Source organism: Streptomyces sp. CB02923, from assembly GCF_001905005.1.
In the GTDB taxonomy this organism is placed as follows: domain Bacteria; phylum Actinomycetota; class Actinomycetes; order Streptomycetales; family Streptomycetaceae; genus Streptomyces.
On the sequence record NZ_LWKZ01000001.1, the window covers coordinates 1,391,702 to 1,406,544 of the forward strand.

Annotated in this window: 18 protein-coding genes; 16 read left to right on the top strand and 2 right to left on the bottom strand. The window is 72.9% G+C overall.

From position 1 onward, the window contains the following. Window positions 1-6: 6 nt before the first annotated feature. The 6 genes from A6A06_RS05970 (at window position 7) to A6A06_RS05990 (ending at window position 4,594) form a co-directional block, all read left to right on the top strand. Window positions 7-1,581 carry a hypothetical protein gene (locus tag A6A06_RS05970; RefSeq protein ID WP_073759442.1) on the top strand — a complete coding sequence of 525 codons (1,575 nt, stop codon included), beginning with the start codon at window positions 7-9 and terminating at the stop codon, window positions 1,579-1,581. A gap of 173 nt (window positions 1,582-1,754) precedes the next feature. Continuing rightward, complete coding sequence (locus A6A06_RS05975) at window positions 1,755-2,465, top strand: LmeA family phospholipid-binding protein (protein WP_073759444.1); 711 nt, start codon at window positions 1,755-1,757, stop codon at window positions 2,463-2,465. Window positions 2,466-2,712: 247 nt separating this feature from the next. Next, a complete protein-coding gene (locus tag A6A06_RS43865; RefSeq protein WP_443333710.1) occupies window positions 2,713-2,820 on the top strand; it encodes a putative leader peptide in 108 nt (35 codons plus the stop codon). 133 nt (window positions 2,821-2,953) lie between these two features. Continuing rightward, entirely contained in the window at window positions 2,954-3,799 is an 846-nt protein-coding gene (locus A6A06_RS05980; protein ID WP_073759446.1) for a sulfurtransferase, read from the top strand. Between the two features lie 79 nt (window positions 3,800-3,878). Then, window positions 3,879-4,166 (top strand): DUF1416 domain-containing protein, encoded by a 288-nt coding sequence (locus A6A06_RS05985; protein ID WP_073759448.1) that lies wholly within the window; start codon window positions 3,879-3,881, stop codon window positions 4,164-4,166. A gap of 122 nt (window positions 4,167-4,288) precedes the next feature. Continuing rightward, window positions 4,289-4,594, top strand: a complete 306-nt coding sequence (locus A6A06_RS05990; RefSeq protein WP_073759450.1) for a DUF3099 domain-containing protein — start codon at window positions 4,289-4,291, stop codon at window positions 4,592-4,594. A 36-nt stretch (window positions 4,595-4,630) separates the two neighbouring features. On the opposite strand, the gene A6A06_RS05995 is transcribed toward A6A06_RS05990, so the two are convergent. Next, a complete protein-coding gene (locus A6A06_RS05995; RefSeq protein ID WP_073759452.1) occupies window positions 4,631-4,996 on the bottom strand; it encodes a DsrE family protein in 366 nt (121 codons plus the stop codon). Window positions 4,997-5,242: 246 nt separating this feature from the next. On the opposite strand from A6A06_RS05995, the gene A6A06_RS06000 reads away from it, so the two are divergent. The 6 genes from A6A06_RS06000 (at window position 5,243) to ygfZ (ending at window position 10,534) form a co-directional block, all read left to right on the top strand. Next, on the top strand, window positions 5,243-5,806 hold the full coding sequence (locus A6A06_RS06000) for an FABP family protein (protein ID WP_073759454.1): 564 nt from the start codon (window positions 5,243-5,245) through the stop codon (window positions 5,804-5,806). A 283-nt stretch (window positions 5,807-6,089) separates the two neighbouring features. After that, the gene (locus tag A6A06_RS06005) at window positions 6,090-7,196 is read left to right on the top strand and encodes an iron ABC transporter permease (protein ID WP_079193796.1); all 1,107 of its coding nucleotides are present in this window, start codon (window positions 6,090-6,092) and stop codon (window positions 7,194-7,196) included. Next, window positions 7,196-7,990 (top strand): ABC transporter ATP-binding protein, encoded by a 795-nt coding sequence (locus A6A06_RS06010; protein WP_073759456.1) that lies wholly within the window; start codon window positions 7,196-7,198, stop codon window positions 7,988-7,990. The genes A6A06_RS06005 and A6A06_RS06010 overlap by 1 nt, the downstream gene beginning before the upstream one ends. A 20-nt stretch (window positions 7,991-8,010) precedes the next feature. Next, entirely contained in the window at window positions 8,011-9,051 is a 1,041-nt protein-coding gene (locus A6A06_RS06015) for an ABC transporter substrate-binding protein (protein ID WP_073759458.1), read from the top strand. Between the two features lie 21 nt (window positions 9,052-9,072). Next, on the top strand, window positions 9,073-9,522 hold the full coding sequence (locus A6A06_RS06020) for a Fur family transcriptional regulator (RefSeq protein WP_073759460.1): 450 nt from the start codon (window positions 9,073-9,075) through the stop codon (window positions 9,520-9,522). Window positions 9,523-9,553: 31 nt separating this feature from the next. After that, window positions 9,554-10,534 (top strand): CAF17-like 4Fe-4S cluster assembly/insertion protein YgfZ, encoded by a 981-nt coding sequence (ygfZ, locus tag A6A06_RS06025; protein WP_073759462.1) that lies wholly within the window; start codon window positions 9,554-9,556, stop codon window positions 10,532-10,534. 54 nt (window positions 10,535-10,588) lie between these two features. Here ygfZ and dtd read toward each other — a convergent pair whose 3' ends face one another. Then, window positions 10,589-11,014, bottom strand: coding sequence for a D-aminoacyl-tRNA deacylase (dtd, locus tag A6A06_RS06030; protein ID WP_073759877.1), 426 nt, complete (start codon window positions 11,012-11,014; stop codon window positions 10,589-10,591). Window positions 11,015-11,197: 183 nt separating this feature from the next. Here dtd and A6A06_RS06035 point away from each other — a divergent pair, with 183 nt between their 5' ends. From A6A06_RS06035 to A6A06_RS06050, 4 genes are all read left to right on the top strand, one after another. Beyond that, window positions 11,198-11,866 carry an RsiG family protein gene (locus A6A06_RS06035; RefSeq protein WP_073759464.1) on the top strand — a complete coding sequence of 223 codons (669 nt, stop codon included), beginning with the start codon at window positions 11,198-11,200 and terminating at the stop codon, window positions 11,864-11,866. Between the two features lie 55 nt (window positions 11,867-11,921). Then, complete coding sequence (locus tag A6A06_RS06040) at window positions 11,922-12,902, top strand: asparaginase (protein WP_073759466.1); 981 nt, start codon at window positions 11,922-11,924, stop codon at window positions 12,900-12,902. Between the two features lie 84 nt (window positions 12,903-12,986). After that, complete coding sequence (locus A6A06_RS06045; protein ID WP_073759468.1) at window positions 12,987-14,231, top strand: GNAT family N-acetyltransferase; 1,245 nt, start codon at window positions 12,987-12,989, stop codon at window positions 14,229-14,231. Window positions 14,232-14,368: 137 nt separating this feature from the next. Further along, window positions 14,369-14,800, top strand: a complete 432-nt coding sequence (locus tag A6A06_RS06050; RefSeq protein WP_073759470.1) for an ankyrin repeat domain-containing protein — start codon at window positions 14,369-14,371, stop codon at window positions 14,798-14,800. The last annotated feature ends 43 nt before the right edge of the window (window positions 14,801-14,843 follow it).

The window sequence follows — 14,843 nt, forward strand, 5'->3', positions numbered from 1 at the left end:
GAAACCATGAGCGAGAACCAGTCGCAGAATCCGTACGGGTCCTACGACCCGTACCAGGCGCAGGACCAGCAGCGGCAGCCGCAGCAGCCCGCGGCCGACCAGCAGCCCCCGTACGAGGCGCACGGCTCCTACGGGGCCGACGGCGCGTACGGGGCACAGGCGGCGCAGAGCGCGCAGCCGTACGGCGGTTACGACGGCACGTACGGCCAGTCGCCGCAGCAAGGCTACGGACAGCAGCCGCAGCAGCCGTACGGCCACCAGTCATACGGAACCCAGCCCTACGCCCAGCAGCAGCAACCCCAGCAGCAACCCCAGCAACACCCCCAGCAGACCTACGGCAGTTACGGGCAGCCGCAGCAGACCGCCTGGCCCGCGGCGGCCGGACAAGAGCAGCAGACCGGCCAGTACGGACAGCAGGACCGGACCGGTCAGTCCGGCCAGTACGCCACCGGCCCCGACGGGCGGCCCGCCTACGGCCAGGGCCCGGCCGGGACCGCCTCGTACGGACACGACGCCTACGCCGCGGGCGGCGGCCACGACGACCCGCAGACCCAGATCTGGACGGCGCCGACCTGGGACACCAGCGTCCAGCTGCCCGTCATGGGCGCGCCGGAACCGGCGGCGGCACCGGACCCGTCCGCCGCGGAGACCGCGTACCTGCCGAAGATGAGCCCGGCTCCGGCCGCCGCCCGCGACCCGCAGCAGCAGCCCCCGCAGCAGCACCGGGCACAGCCCGGCGGCCGGGCACAGCACCGGGCCGCACCGCCCGCGGCGGAGCCCGAACGGCCCGCGGCCGGTTCCGAGCCCGCGCCCGACCTGTCGCGGCTCGCGCCCAACCAGCGCGCCCGCGCCGAAGGCCGCTCGCCGATCATCCCGCCCGGCCTGCAGCCCGCCGCGCTCACCGCGGCCCTCGCCCTGCTCCTCGCCCTCGCCGCCCCGCTGCCCCGGGCGGCCCTGCTGGTGCCGGTGGTGCTCCTCCAGGCCGTCACCGCCGCGGGCTGGTTCCGTCTCAACGGCATGTGGCCGGCCCGGCAGGGCATCGCGCTCGCCTTCCTCGCGGGCGTGACCACCGACATCGCGCTGCTGGCCACCGAGCGCGACCAGGCGCCCGTGGTCGCCATCGGCACCCTCGGCGTCTGGTGCCTGTTCATCCTGATCCTCCAGCTGCGCAACCGCAGCAGCGCGGACGAACGGATGTACGCGCTGACCGCCGGCCTCACCTCCACCGCCCTCGCGGTGCTGGCCGCGGGGCAGCTGGCCGCCGCGGCGAACGCGGTGACCGTGGGCTGCGTCGCGGTCGCCGTGGCCACCCTCGCCCGCGCGCTGCCGCTGCCGGGAGCCGCCTCGCTCGTCGTGGCCCTGCTCGGCGGCGCGGGCGCGGGCATCGCGGCGGGCCAGCTCACCGGCCTGGGCGCGTCCGGCGCCCTGCTCGGCCTGGCCGCGGGCGGCTGCGCCCTGATCGGCCTCCGCGTGGCCAGCTACGACTACCCGTCCCGCTTCGTCCACCTGACCGCGGGCGTGGCCCTGCCGCTGGCGCTGGCGGCCCCGGCGATCTACGTACTGGGGCGGGCGCTGGTCTGATCCCCGCTCTCCGGCGGGCCCGGCGTCAGCCCGGGCCCGCCCGGCACGCCCGTGCCAAAGGGCACCAAAAGCACCGCCCCCCGCGGTCCGGTTAGGCTCACACGCAACAGACCGGGGGTCTGAACCGGAACAACCGGGCCGATATCGGCCCCACGCCTGGGGGTAGTGGTTCGATGCGCGCACTGCGAGTGCTGCTGGTGATCGTCGTGATACTCGGCGGCCTGTTCGTGGCCGCCGACCGCGTGGCGGTGAACATCGCCGAGGACAAGGCCGCTGACAAGATCCGCAGCAGCCAGGGCCTGGACCGTACGCCGGAGGTGTCCATCACCGGCTTCCCGTTCCTGACGCAGGTCGCGGGCCGCAGCCTGGACCGGGTGGACGCCAGGATCGACGGTCTGAACGCCACCGCCGAGGGTCACACGCTGCGCATCCAGGAGCTGTCGGCACAGTTCCACGACGTCAAGCTGACCAGCGACTACACCTCGATCGAGAGCGCCGCGAGCGCCACCGGCGAGGCCCGCATCTCGTACGCCGACCTGACCACCGCCTCGGGCAAGAACGTCACGGTGAGCTACGGCGGCGAGAAGGACGGCCGGAGCCAGGTGAAGATCTCCCCGAACCTGCCGGACCTGCCGATGCTGAACTCGCTGGAGGTCACCGGCTCGGTGAGCGTCGTCAACGGCGACACCGTGCGGCTGCGCGCCGACAAGCTCCCGGCCCTGTGCTCGCAGCTGTCCGCCTGCCGTGACCAGGTCCGCGCGCAGACCGACCACGAGTGGAAGCTGAACCGGCTGCCCGGCGGCCTGAAGCTGGACAAGGTCGTCACGACGCGGGACGGCATCTCCCTCGCGGCCAGCGGCCAGAACGTCAAGATCTCCGGCTGACCCTCCCGCCGCCCGGCCGGGGCACCCCCACCCCCGGCCGGCAACGGCGCGAATCACCACGAACCACCCGTTCGTCCATGCACTGAGACACCCCGTCCCGCACGCCAGACCACACCGGCGCGCGGGCTCCGGCGATACGCCCCGCAGCCCGCCCCCACTCCCCACGCGTACCGCCATACGGACCAAGTCGTCTCAACATCCGACACACCGGTGACACGCCCGGCCGCCCCTCCCTACGATCGGTCGCATGCAGAGCTCTCTGAGCGGTCTCCGGTCGCGGGGACAGGCGAATCTCACGAAGCGGCGGGCAGTCGATCTGTGCCGCGTCGCCGCCATGCTCTGTCGCACTGCCTGACGGGCGGTCTCTCCCCCGTCCTCCGCCCGGCCCCTGAGGCCATCCCTGCCACTGCCCCACGCAGCGCCGCGTTCCCCGCCCGCAGCGTGCACCGGCGTACGCGTGCCCCGTAACTGCCCCGGAGGAGAACAACATGAGCCGTAGCGACGTCCTGGTCGACGCCGACTGGGTCGAGGCCCACATCGACGACCCGAAGGTGGTCGTCGTCGAGGTGGACGAGGACACCTCGGCCTACGACAAGAACCACATCAAGAACGCCGTCCGCATCGACTGGCAGAAGGACCTCCAGGACCCGGTGCGCCGCGACTTCATCGACCAGGCGGGCTTCGAGAAGCTGCTCTCCGCGAAGGGCATCGCCAACGACGACACCGTCGTCCTCTACGGCGGCAACAACAACTGGTTCGCCTCCTACGCGTACTGGTACTTCAAGCTCTACGGCCACGACGCCGTCAAGCTGCTCGACGGCGGCCGCAAGAAGTGGGAGCTGGACTCCCGCGACCTGGTCGACGGCTCGCAGGTGCCGAACCGCCCGGCGACCGGCTACAAGGCGAAGGCCCAGGACACCTCCATCCGCGCCTTCCGTGACGACGTCGTCGCCGCGATCGGCGACCTGAACCTGGTCGACGTGCGCTCCCCCGACGAGTTCAGCGGCAAGCTGCTCGCCCCGGCGCACCTCCCGCAGGAGCAGTCGCAGCGCCCCGGCCACGTGCCCAGCGCCCGCAACATCCCGTGGTCGAAGAACGCCAACGACGACGGCACCTTCAAGTCGGACGACGAGCTCAAGGCCCTCTACGAGGCCGAGGACGTGGACCTGGCGAAGGACACCATCGCCTACTGCCGCATCGGCGAGCGCTCGGCGCTCACCTGGTTCGTGCTGCACGAGCTGCTCGGCCAGACCAACGTCAAGAACTACGACGGTTCCTGGACCGAGTACGGCTCGCTGGTCGGCGTGCCGATCGAGCTCGGCGCCGCGAAGTAGGCGCACCGCCGCGGCACCGCCACAACACCGCCGCAGTACCGCCTCCCCGTTTCCCCCTAGCCACCAAGGAAGTACCGACATGTGTGGAGCACAGGCCGGCGGCCCGGACGCTTCGACCGTCAAGCCGGGCGAGACCACCATCCAGGGCAGCGTGACCCGCGACGGCCAGCCCGTCACCGGTTACGTGCGCCTGCTGGACAGCACCGGCGAGTTCACCGCGGAGGTCCCCACCTCGGCGACCGGACAGTTCCGCTTCTACGCGGCGGAGGGCACCTGGACGCTGCGCGCCCTCGTTCCCGGCGCGACCGCGGACCGTACCGTCGTCGCCCAGCACGGTGGCCTCGCGGAGGTCGCCATCGCCGTCTGACGACGGCCGACGATACGTACACACGTACGGCCGACGGGCCGCACCCCAGGGGGTTGGACGCCTTGGCCGGGGTGCGGCCCGCCGCGCTTCCCAGGCGCCCCGGCCGGATCTACGGTGGAACCATGTCCGCGCATCAGCGTCCGCCCGCGCAGCGCCGGCACCGCCGGTACTTCGTCCTGATGGGCGTGTGCATCGCCCTGTTCGTCCTGGCGTGGGGTGTCGTACGGCTGTGGTCCGTCCCGGCGGCCGTGGCGATGTGCGTGGTCGCCATGGTCATCCCGCCGTTCGCGGCGATCATCGGCAACCGCCGGGAGCCGGGTGAGCGCTGGTGGGACGAGTCGGGCGACCCGGAGTCGGACCGGTGGTGGCGCGAGATCGACGACCACGGCCCCGGCCGCCGCGACGACCGCGGCCCGGACCGCCGCTGAGCCGCGCCCCGGCGGCCGCGCTTCTGACGGACGCGCTCAGTAGACGAGCGCCTGCACCCCGTCCGGCATGACCTCGCTCACGAAGACCTGCGCCCCGGCGATCCGGGCGCCCTCGATGAGGTCCTTCTCCTCGATGTCCCGGCGGGCCGCGCACTGCGTGCAGACGGTGATCGTGCCGCCGCCCGCCGTGATCGAGTCCATCAGGTCCGGCAGCGGCGCCGCGTGCGGGAGCTCGAACTCCGCCGCGCGCCCCGGCAGCGCGAACCACGCGGACTCCCCGGTCAGCCACAGGGACACATGCACCCCGCTGGCCACGGCCACCGCCGCCACGGTGAACGCCTGCGAGCACCGCTCGGGGGCGTCCGCCCCCGCCGTCACCTTGATCACCAGCTTCTTCGCCATACGGCCACTCTAGGCGCGCGGCGGACCTCACAGCGCTGCTCCCGGCCACGGCGACTAGACTCGCTTCCGGTCCGTAACACCTCACTCCGTCCGAGGAGCGCGCTCGTGCTTGAGGCAGTCTTCACCACCCTGCTCGTCCTGGTCGCCGTAGGCGTCGTCGCCTTCGCCGGGCTGACCTGGAAGAAGCTGTACCAGGGCCAGCGCTAGAGACCCAGAACCTTCCCCCGACACAGATCGCCTGAGCTGATGATCGAGATCCCGTCCGACCTGAACCCGGCCCTCGTGCCCCTCGCCTTCCTGCTCGGCAACTGGGAGGGCGCGGGCGTCGCCGACTTCCCCGGTGCCGAGAAGTGCAACTTCGGCCAGGAGGTCACCTTCACGCACGACGGCCGTGACTTCCTCGAATACACCTCGCACAGCTGGGTGCTCGACGGCGAGGGCAAGAAGGTCGCTCCGCTGGAGACCGAGTCCGGCTACTGGCGCATCGACAAGGACCGCAAGGTCGAGATCGTGATGATCCGCGACGGCGGTGTCGCCGAGGTCTGGTACGGCGAGCTGGCCGACCAGAAGCCGCAGATCGACCTGGCCACGGACGCCGTCGCGCGGACCGCCGCCGCCGGCCCGTACACCGGCGGCAAGCGCCTGTACGGCTATGTGAACAGCGACCTGATGTGGGTCGGCGAGAAGGCCACCCCCGAGGTGCCGCTGCGCCCGTACATGTCCGCGCACCTGAAGAAGGTCGTCGACCCGCGCGAGTGGGCCAAGGACATCAAGGACCTGCCGGACGACGGCATCGCCTTCTTCAAGTAGACACGTTCTTCACGTAGACACGTCCTTCACGTAGATACGATCTTCACGTAGACAAGCCGACCTGCACAGGTCGCAGAGCGCCCCGCGGGGGAAGTCCGGTGAGAGTCCGGCGCTGACCCGCAACGGTGTGCGGAACATCCGTTCCGCCAGCCCGATCACCCGCGGGGGCGCCCGTTCCTGAACAACTCGCCGTGGACTGCGAGGGGACTCCGCCGCCGGCCTCGCGCCACGCGCCGTCACCCCTGACCGTACGGACGCGGCCCGAGCCGAAGGCGTACGTCCCTTGACCGCCTCCGCACGCACCGCCGAACCCGCCCCCGCGGACCAGGCCGGCGCCCGGCCGCGTACCGGCGCGCCGGTACCCACCGTGCCGCTGGTCGCCGGACTCGCGCTGGCCCTGCTCGCCTCGGTGGTGTGCGGCGTCGGCCTGGGCGCCTCCGGCGTCGGGTGGGGCGAGGTGCTGCACCACCTCGGCGCCGGACTGAGCGGCGGCACCATCACGCCCGACGAGGTCTCCGCCTACACCATCGTGTGGGAGCTGCGCTTCCCGCGCGCGGTCCTGGCCGCCGTCGTCGGCGCCGGGCTCTCCGCCATCGGCGTCGCCGTGCAGGCCCTGGTACGCAACGCCCTCGCCGACCCCTTCGTGCTCGGCATCTCCTCCGGCGCCGCGGTCGGCGCCAACGCCGTCCTGCTCTTCGGAGCGCTCACCGCGCTCGGCGTCTGGGCCCTGTCCGCCGCCGCCTTCGGCTCGGCGCTGCTGGCCATGACCCTGGTGTACGCGGCGGCCCGCAGCGCCCACGGGCTGACCCCGCTGCGCCTGGTCCTGACCGGCTCCGCGATGTACTACGGCTTCTCCGCCCTCTCCACCCTGATGGTCTTCGCCGCCGACCGGGGCGAGGCGGCGCGCAACGCCATGATGTGGCTGCTCGGCAGCCTCAGCGGGGCGGGCTGGGGCTCGCTGCCCGTCGCCGCTGCGGCGGTGGCCGCCGCGCTGCTGTACCTGATGCTCTCCGCGGGCCGCCTCGACGCGCTCGCCATGGGCGACGAGTCGGCCGCCGCCCTCGGCGTGGACCCCGGGCGGCTGCGCCGGGAGCTGTTCGCGGTCACCGCGGCCGTCACCGGCGCGGTGGTCGCGGTCAGCGGGGCGATCGGCTTCGTCGGGCTGATGGTGCCGCACGTGACCCGGATGCTGGTGGGCGCCGGCCACCGCCGGGTGCTGGCCGTGGCGCCGCTGCTGGGCGCGGTGCTGATGGTGTGGGTGGACATCCTGTCCCGGGTGCTGCTGGCGCCCGTCGAACTGCCGGTGGGAGTGATCACCGCCGTCATCGGCGTGCCGGCCTTCGTCCTGCTGATGCGGCGCCGCGGCTACACCTTCGGAGGCGGTTCCTGATGCGTATCGACATCGACGCGGTGTCCGTGGACGTGGCCGGGACCCGGCTCGTGCACGACATCACCCTGCACGCCGGCAGCGGCCGGGTCGTCGGGCTGGTCGGGCCCAACGGCAGCGGCAAGTCCACCCTGCTGCGCTGCGCCTACCGCGCGCTGCGCCCGGCCGTCGGAACGGTGCGGCTGGACGGCACCGACCTGCACGCCATGGGCGTACGCGAAGGGGCCCGCCGGCTGGCCGCGCTGCCCCAGGAGTCGGCGACCGAGTTCGGCTTCACGGCCGCCGAGGTCGTCGGGATGGGGCGGCTGCCGCACCAGCGCGGGACGGGGCGGCCGAGCGCGGCGGACCTTCGCGTGTGTGAGGACGCGCTCGCCCGGACCGGCGCCGCGCACCTCGCCGGACGCGCCTTCCTGAGCCTGTCCGGCGGCGAGAAGCAGCGCGTCCTGATCGCCCGCGCGCTGGCCCAGGAGCCGCGGGTACTCGTGCTGGACGAGCCGACGAACCACCTCGACATCGCGCAGCAGCTGGAGCTGCTGGCGCTGGTGCGCGACAGCGGGCTGACGGTGCTGACCGCGCTGCACGACCTGAACCTGGCCGCCGGGCACTGCGACGAGCTGTACGTCATCTCCGGCGGGCGCATCGTCGCCTCCGGCGCGCCGCACGACGTACTGGCCCCGGAGCTGCTCGCCGAGGTGTTCGGGGTGCGCGCGCACCGCGTACCGCACCCGGAAACCGGCGCCGTACAGCTGCTGTTCGACCGCCTGCCCGCCCGCACCGGCCAGCCGGCCGTCTCGTGACATCCCCCCTGAGGACCCCCATGCGCACCCGCCACCGCTCCGCCGCCCTGCTCACCGCCCTCGCACTCGCCGCGCTCACCGGCTGCGGCGCGCACGTGGCCGAGGACGGGAAGGGGGACGCCGCCAAGGCGTCCGGGTCCGGGCGCTACCCGGTCACGATCGAGAACTGCGGTACGAAGACGACGTACGACAAGGCGCCGCGGCGCGTGGTCACCAACGACGTCGGGATCGCGGACATCATGTTCGCGCTCGGGCTGGAGGACCACATGGCCGGGTACGTCATGCCGGCGTACCGGGGCAGGATCGACGCCGTCGCCTGGAAGGACGCGTACGGCAAGGTGCCCTGGCTCTCCAAGAAGGCGATCACCAAGGAGATCGCCCTGGACGCCAGGGCCGACCTGGTCTTCGCGGGCTGGAACTACGGCTTCGGCGAGGACAGCGACGTCACCCCCGCCTCCCTGAAGAAGCTCGGCATCGGCAGCTACGTCCTGACCGAGTCGTGCCGCAACGGGACCGACGGCGGCCAGGGCAGCGCCCGCGGCGTGATGCCGCCGCTGGACGCGCTGTACACCGACCTGAAGACGCTGGGGAAGATCTTCGACGTCGAGGACCGGGCGGACGCGCTGATCGCCACGTACCGCAAGCAGGTGGCCGACGCGCAGGCCAAGGCGCCGAAGGACGGCGAACGGCCCTCCGTCTTCCTCTACGACGGCGGCCAGGACAAGCCGCTGACCTCCGGCCGCTTCGCCGGGCCGCACGACATCATCACCAAGGCCGGCGGCGACCACGTCATGAAGGACCTCAAGGACACCTGGACCACGGTGGGGTGGGAGACGGTGGTCGAGCGCGACCCCGACGTGATCGTCATCAACGACTACGGCACGCCGACCGCCGAACAGAAGAAGTCTTTCCTGAAGTCGTACGCGCCGCTGAAGAACGTCTCGGCGGTCAAGAACAACCGCATCTACGTCATGGATTACGCCGATCTGGTGGAGAGCCCGCGCAACCCGGCGGCCGTCACCGCGCTGTCCGGCTACCTGCGGGACGTACGCGGCCACTGAGCGCGCTCCTACACTGGGGGCGTGGTGAGCAGCGACTGGCAGAGCGACCTCCGTAAACGCGGGTACCGGCTGACCCCGCAGCGCCAGCTCGTGCTGGAGGCTGTGGACAAGCTCGAACACGCCACCCCCGACGACATCCTCACCGAGGTGCGCAAGACGGCGGGCGGCGTCAACATCTCCACCGTCTACCGGACGCTGGAGCTGCTGGAGGAGCTGAGCCTGGTCAGCCATGCCCACCTCGGGCACGGCGCGCCCACGTACCACCTCGCCGACCGGCACCACCACATCCACCTGGTGTGCCGGGACTGCACGGAAGTGATCGAGGCCGATCTGGCGGTGGCCGAACCGTTCACGACGACGCTGCGGGAAACGTTCGGCTTCGACACGGACCTGAAGCACTTCGCGATCTTCGGGCGCTGTGCGGCGTGCACCGCCAAGTGCGCGGCGCCGAAGCCCGGGTCCGGAGCGTAGGTCACCACCACGCCGGTCGTAGGCTGGGGGTATGCCGCGCCAACGTGAAGCCAGTCCGCTGCTGTCGCTGCCGGGTGCCGTTCCGGCCGAGGCCCCCGACGAAGGGGTCGCCGCACACTACGGCGACCTGTTCCGGGAGCAACGCACCCTCGCCGACGGCCGCGGTCTCGTCGACCTCTCGCACCGCGGTGTGGTCACCGTCAGCGGCCCGGAGCGGCTGAGCTGGCTGCACCTGCTGCTGACGCAGCACGTCACCGACCTCGCGCCGGGCCACGCCACCGAGGCGCTGATCCTCTCCGCCAACGGCCACATCGAGCACGCCCTCTACCTCGTCGACGACGGCGAGACGACCTGGCTGCACACCGAGCCGGGCAACGAGGAGGCGCTGATCGCCTACCTGGAGAGCATGAAATTCTTCTACCGCGTCGAGGTCGCCGACCGTACGGACGATTACGCGGTCGTCCACCTGCCGGCCGGCTCCATCGCCGAGACGCCGAAGGACGCGGTCGTCCGGGAGACCCCGCACGGCCGGGACGTCTTCCTGCCCCGGGGCGACCTGGAGGCCTTCGCCGCGGCCAACGGGCCGGCCGTCGGCACCCTGGCCCTGGAGGCCCTGCGCGTCGAGGCGCACCGGCCGCGGCTGGGCATGGAGACCGACCACCGCACCATCCCGCACGAGCTGGGGTGGCTCGGCACCGCCGTGCACCTCCAGAAGGGCTGCTACCGCGGCCAGGAGACCGTGGCCCGCGTCCACAACCTGGGGAAGCCGCCGCGCCGCCTGGTCTTCCTCCACCTGGACGGCAGCGAGGTGCACCTGCCGCCGCACGGCGCGCCCGTACGCCTCGCCGCGGACGGCGCCGAAGGCCGCCAGCTCGGCTTCATCACCACCTCGGCCCGCCACCACGAGCTGGGCCCCATCGCGCTGGCCCTCGTCAAGCGCAACGTCCCCGTCGACGCGGAGCTCCTCGCGGAGAGCACCGCGGCGGCCCAGGAGGTCGTGGTCGAGCCGTAGGAGCCGGACCGGCCCGTACCCGGCTGACCCGGGCCGCGGGCCGGTGCCCGCGGCTCACACCTCCAGGAGCACCGTGAACGGGCCGTCGTTCGTCAGCGTCACCTTCATGTCCGCGCCGAAGCGGCCCGTGCCGACCTCGGCGCCCAGCGCGCGCAGCTGATGGACGACCTCGTCGACGAGAGGTTCGGCCACCGGGCCGGGGGCCGCGGCGTTCCAGGTGGGCCGACGGCCCTTGCGGGCGTCACCGTAGAGAGTGAACTGGCTGATGACCAGCAGGCCCGCACCCGTGTCCGAGCAGGACTTCTCGCCGTCCAGGATGCGCACCGACCACAGCTTGCGGGCGAGCTGCGCCGCCTTCGCCGGAGTGTCGTCGTGCGTCACCCCGACCAGCACGCACAGCCCCTCACCGACGATCTCCCCGACCGTCTCGCCGTCCACCACGACGCGTGCGCCGTCGACCCTCTGCACCACAGCTCGCATACCGCCCATGATGCACGGCACGCCCGGGACTCCGACAGCCGTACCTCCCCGGGGCCGTTCGGGTGCCATGGCCATGGCTGGCCCTGCGGGGGGCCCGCCCGCAGTGGCACGATGCGTGCACGCGGTGCGTCGCGCGGACACCCTGCCCGTGCGACCGCACCGGACGAGGGGACGGAACCACTCATGAGCACTGCCGGTCCCGGGCGCACTCCCGGTCCCGTACCGATCGCCCGTACGGCGCCGACGCCGGCCCGTACGACCACGCAGGCCCCGGCACCCGCCGGGCCCGCCCGCACGGAGGACGGTCCCATGTTCCAGGCAGGCACGGCACCGCACCGGGCCCCGCTGCAACGCGACCGCTTCCGCCCGGTCCCACGGCCCGACCTGCACCTGCTGACCCTGCCCGACCTGCGCGTACTGCGCCGCGAAGCCCAGCAGGAGGAGGCCGACCTGAGCTATGTGCGGCGGCTGCTGCAAGGCCGGATCGACATCCTGCGCGCCGAGAGCACCCGCCGTACGGCCCCGCACTCCCCCCTGCTGGACCGCCTCCCCGAGATCCTCACCGACGGGCCGTCGCAGCACCGCTCCTCGGCCCGCCACGTGACGCTCGGCATGCCGCACAGCGAGGAGTACCGCCAGCTGGCGGAGCAGATGCTCGGCGAGGTGGAGCTGTCGGACCTCACGGCCCGTACGGACCAGGAGCTGCACGACGCGATGGGCCGCCTGGTCCGCTACGAGCAGCAAGTCTCCCGGCGGCGCCAGACCCTCCAGCGGACCGCCGACGATTGCAGTGCGGAGATCGCCCGCAGGTACCGTGAAGGCGAAGCACAAGTAGACGACCTGCTCTCCTGACCCGGCTGCCGCGCGGCCGCGGGGGGACTGCGGGCCCCTTTCCGGAAGGCCGCCGATGAGCTCCACCACCGTTACCGACGGGCCCGCCCCTGCCGGTATATCCCCCGTCCTCGCCGAAGTCGTGCGTTCGGGCTTCGTCGAGGGCCGGCACCGCGGATCGCTGGTGGTGCTGGCGGCGGACGGCAGCGTGGAGACCACGCTCGGCGACGTGGCCTCCCCGGTCTTCCCGCGCTCGGCCAACAAGCCGATGCAGGCCGCCGCCATCCTGCGGGCGGGCCTGGACCTGTCGGGCGAGCGGCTGGCGCTGGCCGCCGCGAGCCACTCCGGCGAGAGCTTCCACCTCGACCTCGTCCAGAAGATGCTCAGCGAGCACGGCCTGTCCGCCGGACTGCTGCAGACCCCGGCGGACCTGCCGCTGGACCCGGCGGAGGCGGAGACGTACCTGGCGTCCGGGCGGGTGCGCGACCCCCTGACGATGAACTGCTCCGGCAAGCACACCGCCATGCTGGCCGCCTGCGCCGCCAACGGCTGGCCGCTGGACACCTACCTCCACCCGGACCACCCGCTCCAGCAGCTCGCCCTGGAGGCGGTGCGCTCCGCGAGCGGCGAGCGCGTCGAGCACATCGGCACGGACGGCTGCGGCGCGCCGCTGATGGCCATCTCCCTGACCGGTCTGGCCCGCTCGTTCCGGCACTTCGTGCTGGCCGGTGCCGGTACGCCGGAGCGGCGCGTGGCCGACGCGATGCGCGCGCACCCGGAGTACGTGGCCGGTACCCGCCGCCCCGACACCTGGCTGATGCGGGCGCTGCCCGGCGTGCTGTCCAAGATGGGCGCGGAGGCCGTGCAGGCGGTGGCGCTGCCGGACGGGCGGGCGCTGGCGTTCAAGGTGGAGGACGGCGCCACCCGCACGCTCGGGCCGATACTCGGCCGGGTGCTGCGGCTGATGGGTGTGGAATCGCCGGTGCTGGACCGGATCGGGGAGGCGCCGCTGCTGGGCGGCGCCGAGCGCGTCGGGGAGATCCGCGCGGCGTTCTGAGGCGGTGCGGCGCCCGGACTCCCGGGCGCCCGGCCCCCCGATATTCCCGCGACGCCGGGCCGGGACCTTGCCTACCGTACGCACATGGGCATCGAGGTGCGTACGGTCGGCGACGCGGACATCCCCGACTGGATGCGGGCCATGAAGGCGGGCTTCCTGCTGCCGCCGTCGGAGATATCCGACGAGGAGATCGAGCACCGCCGCGGCCACTACGACCCGGACCGCACCCAGGGCGCGTACGACAACGGCCGCTGGGTCGCCACCTTCCGCAGCTTCCCGCAGGAACTGACCGTCGTCGGCGGCGCGTGGGTGCCCGCCGACGCCGTCACGTCCGTCACGGTCTCCCCCACCCACCGGCGGCGCGGCCTGCTCAGCCGGATGATGGCGAACGACCTGCGGGCCGCCAAGGAGCGCGGGGACGCCGTCGCCACACTGATCGCCGCGGAGTGCCCGATCTACGGGCGGTACGGCTTCGGTCCGGCCACCTGGTGCACCGAGTGGCACATCGACGTGGCGCGCGCCGCGCTGGACCCGCGCCACGCGGGCCCGGACGACGGCGGCCGGATCGACTTCGCCGACGCCGCCGAGGTGCGCGAGACCGGCCCGGCGCTGCACGACCGGTTCCGCGCCGGGCAGCCCGGCGCGATCGACCTGTCCGGCGCCTGGTGGCAGACCCACACCGGTGCCGTCCCGCTCCCGCGCCATCCCGCCAGGGACCGCTTCCACGTCATCCACCGGTCCGCGTCCGGCGAGGCCCAGGGCCTGGCCACGTACCGGGCGGACGACGTGTGGGAGCACAAGCTGCCGCAGAACACCGTCACCGTCGACCGTCTGACCGCGACCACTCCGGCCGCCGAACGGGCCCTGTGGCGGTTCCTGTGCTCGATCGACTGGGCCCTGCACATCAGGACGGGGACGCGCGGGCCCGACGACCTGCTGCCGTACCACCTCGGCGACCCGCGCGCCGCCCGCATCGTGCAGCACGCCGACTACCTGTGGATCCGGCCGCTGGACGTCCCCCGGCTGCTGGAGGCCCGTACGTATCCGGTGAGCGGCTCCCTCGTCCTGGAGGTCCGGGACGGGGCGGAACTGGCCGGCGGGCGGTTCCTGCTGGAGGCCGGTCCGGCGGGCGCGACCTGTACGCGTACCGGCCGCAGCGCGGAACTCACCCTGGACGTCGGCGCCTTCGCGGCGCTCTACCTGGGCGACGAGTCCGCGGCGCGGCTGGCCGCCCTCGGCCGCGTCGACGAGGAGCGGCCGGGCGCCCTGGCCACCGCCGACCTCCTGCTGCACACGGCACGCCGCCCGTGGTGCCCGGACCTCTTCTGACGCGCCGCCGGGCGGGGCCGCGGAGCGCGCCGGGGGCCGCACCGCAGGTGTGCTGAATAAGGTGGCGGGGACAAGTAAAGGCCCAGGCGGGAGTTGCAGGACACCGCCCCCACCACCAGAGCAGGAGGCCGGCGACCATGAGTGACGCGAACACGGAGCCGCAGGGTCCCGACACGACCGAGCACGCGCACGACCCCGAGGTGCTGCAGCTCGCGGCCAAGGTCTTCGATCTGGCGCGGCACGGCGACACCAGCACCCTCGCCGCGTACGTGGACGCCGGGGTGCCCGCCAACCTCACCAACGACAAGGGCGACACCCTGGTGATGCTCGCCGCCTACCACGGCCACGCCGACACGGTCGCGGCCCTGCTCAAACGCGGCGGCGACCCCGACCGCACCAACGACCGGGGGCAGACGCCGCTGGCCGGCGCCGTCTTCAAGGGCGAGGACGCCGTCGTACGGCTGCTGGTCGCGCATGGCGCCGACCCGGCCGCGGGGACCCCGTCGGCGGTGGACACGGCCCGGATGTTCCAGAAGACGGACCTGCTCACGCTCTTCGGGGCGGAGTGACGCGGGGCGGCCGGTGAGCGGCTGAAGGGGCGTCCGGGCAGCG

What these genes read in the sequence shown, in the direction of transcription:
- A6A06_RS06000 (WP_073759454.1), top strand. Translation starts at nt 5,243, where the DNA reads ATGATCGAGATCCCGTCCGACCTGAACCCGGCCCTCGTGCCCCTCGCC.
- ygfZ (WP_073759462.1), top strand. Translation starts at nt 9,554, where the DNA reads ATGCCGCGCCAACGTGAAGCCAGTCCGCTGCTGTCGCTGCCGGGTGCC.
- A6A06_RS06050 (WP_073759470.1), top strand. Translation starts at nt 14,369, where the DNA reads ATGAGTGACGCGAACACGGAGCCGCAGGGTCCCGACACGACCGAGCAC.
- A6A06_RS05995 (WP_073759452.1), bottom strand. Translation starts at nt 4,996, where the DNA reads ATGGCGAAGAAGCTGGTGATCAAGGTGACGGCGGGGGCGGACGCCCCC.
- A6A06_RS05985 (WP_073759448.1), top strand. Translation starts at nt 3,879, where the DNA reads ATGTGTGGAGCACAGGCCGGCGGCCCGGACGCTTCGACCGTCAAGCCG.
- A6A06_RS06010 (WP_073759456.1), top strand. Translation starts at nt 7,196, where the DNA reads ATGCGTATCGACATCGACGCGGTGTCCGTGGACGTGGCCGGGACCCGG.
- A6A06_RS05980 (WP_073759446.1), top strand. Translation starts at nt 2,954, where the DNA reads ATGAGCCGTAGCGACGTCCTGGTCGACGCCGACTGGGTCGAGGCCCAC.
- A6A06_RS06040 (WP_073759466.1), top strand. Translation starts at nt 11,922, where the DNA reads ATGAGCTCCACCACCGTTACCGACGGGCCCGCCCCTGCCGGTATATCC.
- A6A06_RS06035 (WP_073759464.1), top strand. Translation starts at nt 11,198, where the DNA reads ATGAGCACTGCCGGTCCCGGGCGCACTCCCGGTCCCGTACCGATCGCC.
- A6A06_RS05975 (WP_073759444.1), top strand. Translation starts at nt 1,755, where the DNA reads ATGCGCGCACTGCGAGTGCTGCTGGTGATCGTCGTGATACTCGGCGGC.
- A6A06_RS06015 (WP_073759458.1), top strand. Translation starts at nt 8,011, where the DNA reads ATGCGCACCCGCCACCGCTCCGCCGCCCTGCTCACCGCCCTCGCACTC.
- A6A06_RS05970 (WP_073759442.1), top strand. Translation starts at nt 7, where the DNA reads ATGAGCGAGAACCAGTCGCAGAATCCGTACGGGTCCTACGACCCGTAC.
- dtd (WP_073759877.1), bottom strand. Translation starts at nt 11,014, where the DNA reads ATGCGAGCTGTGGTGCAGAGGGTCGACGGCGCACGCGTCGTGGTGGAC.
- A6A06_RS06045 (WP_073759468.1), top strand. Translation starts at nt 12,987, where the DNA reads ATGGGCATCGAGGTGCGTACGGTCGGCGACGCGGACATCCCCGACTGG.
- A6A06_RS43865 (WP_443333710.1), top strand. Translation starts at nt 2,713, where the DNA reads ATGCAGAGCTCTCTGAGCGGTCTCCGGTCGCGGGGACAGGCGAATCTC.
- A6A06_RS05990 (WP_073759450.1), top strand. Translation starts at nt 4,289, where the DNA reads ATGTCCGCGCATCAGCGTCCGCCCGCGCAGCGCCGGCACCGCCGGTAC.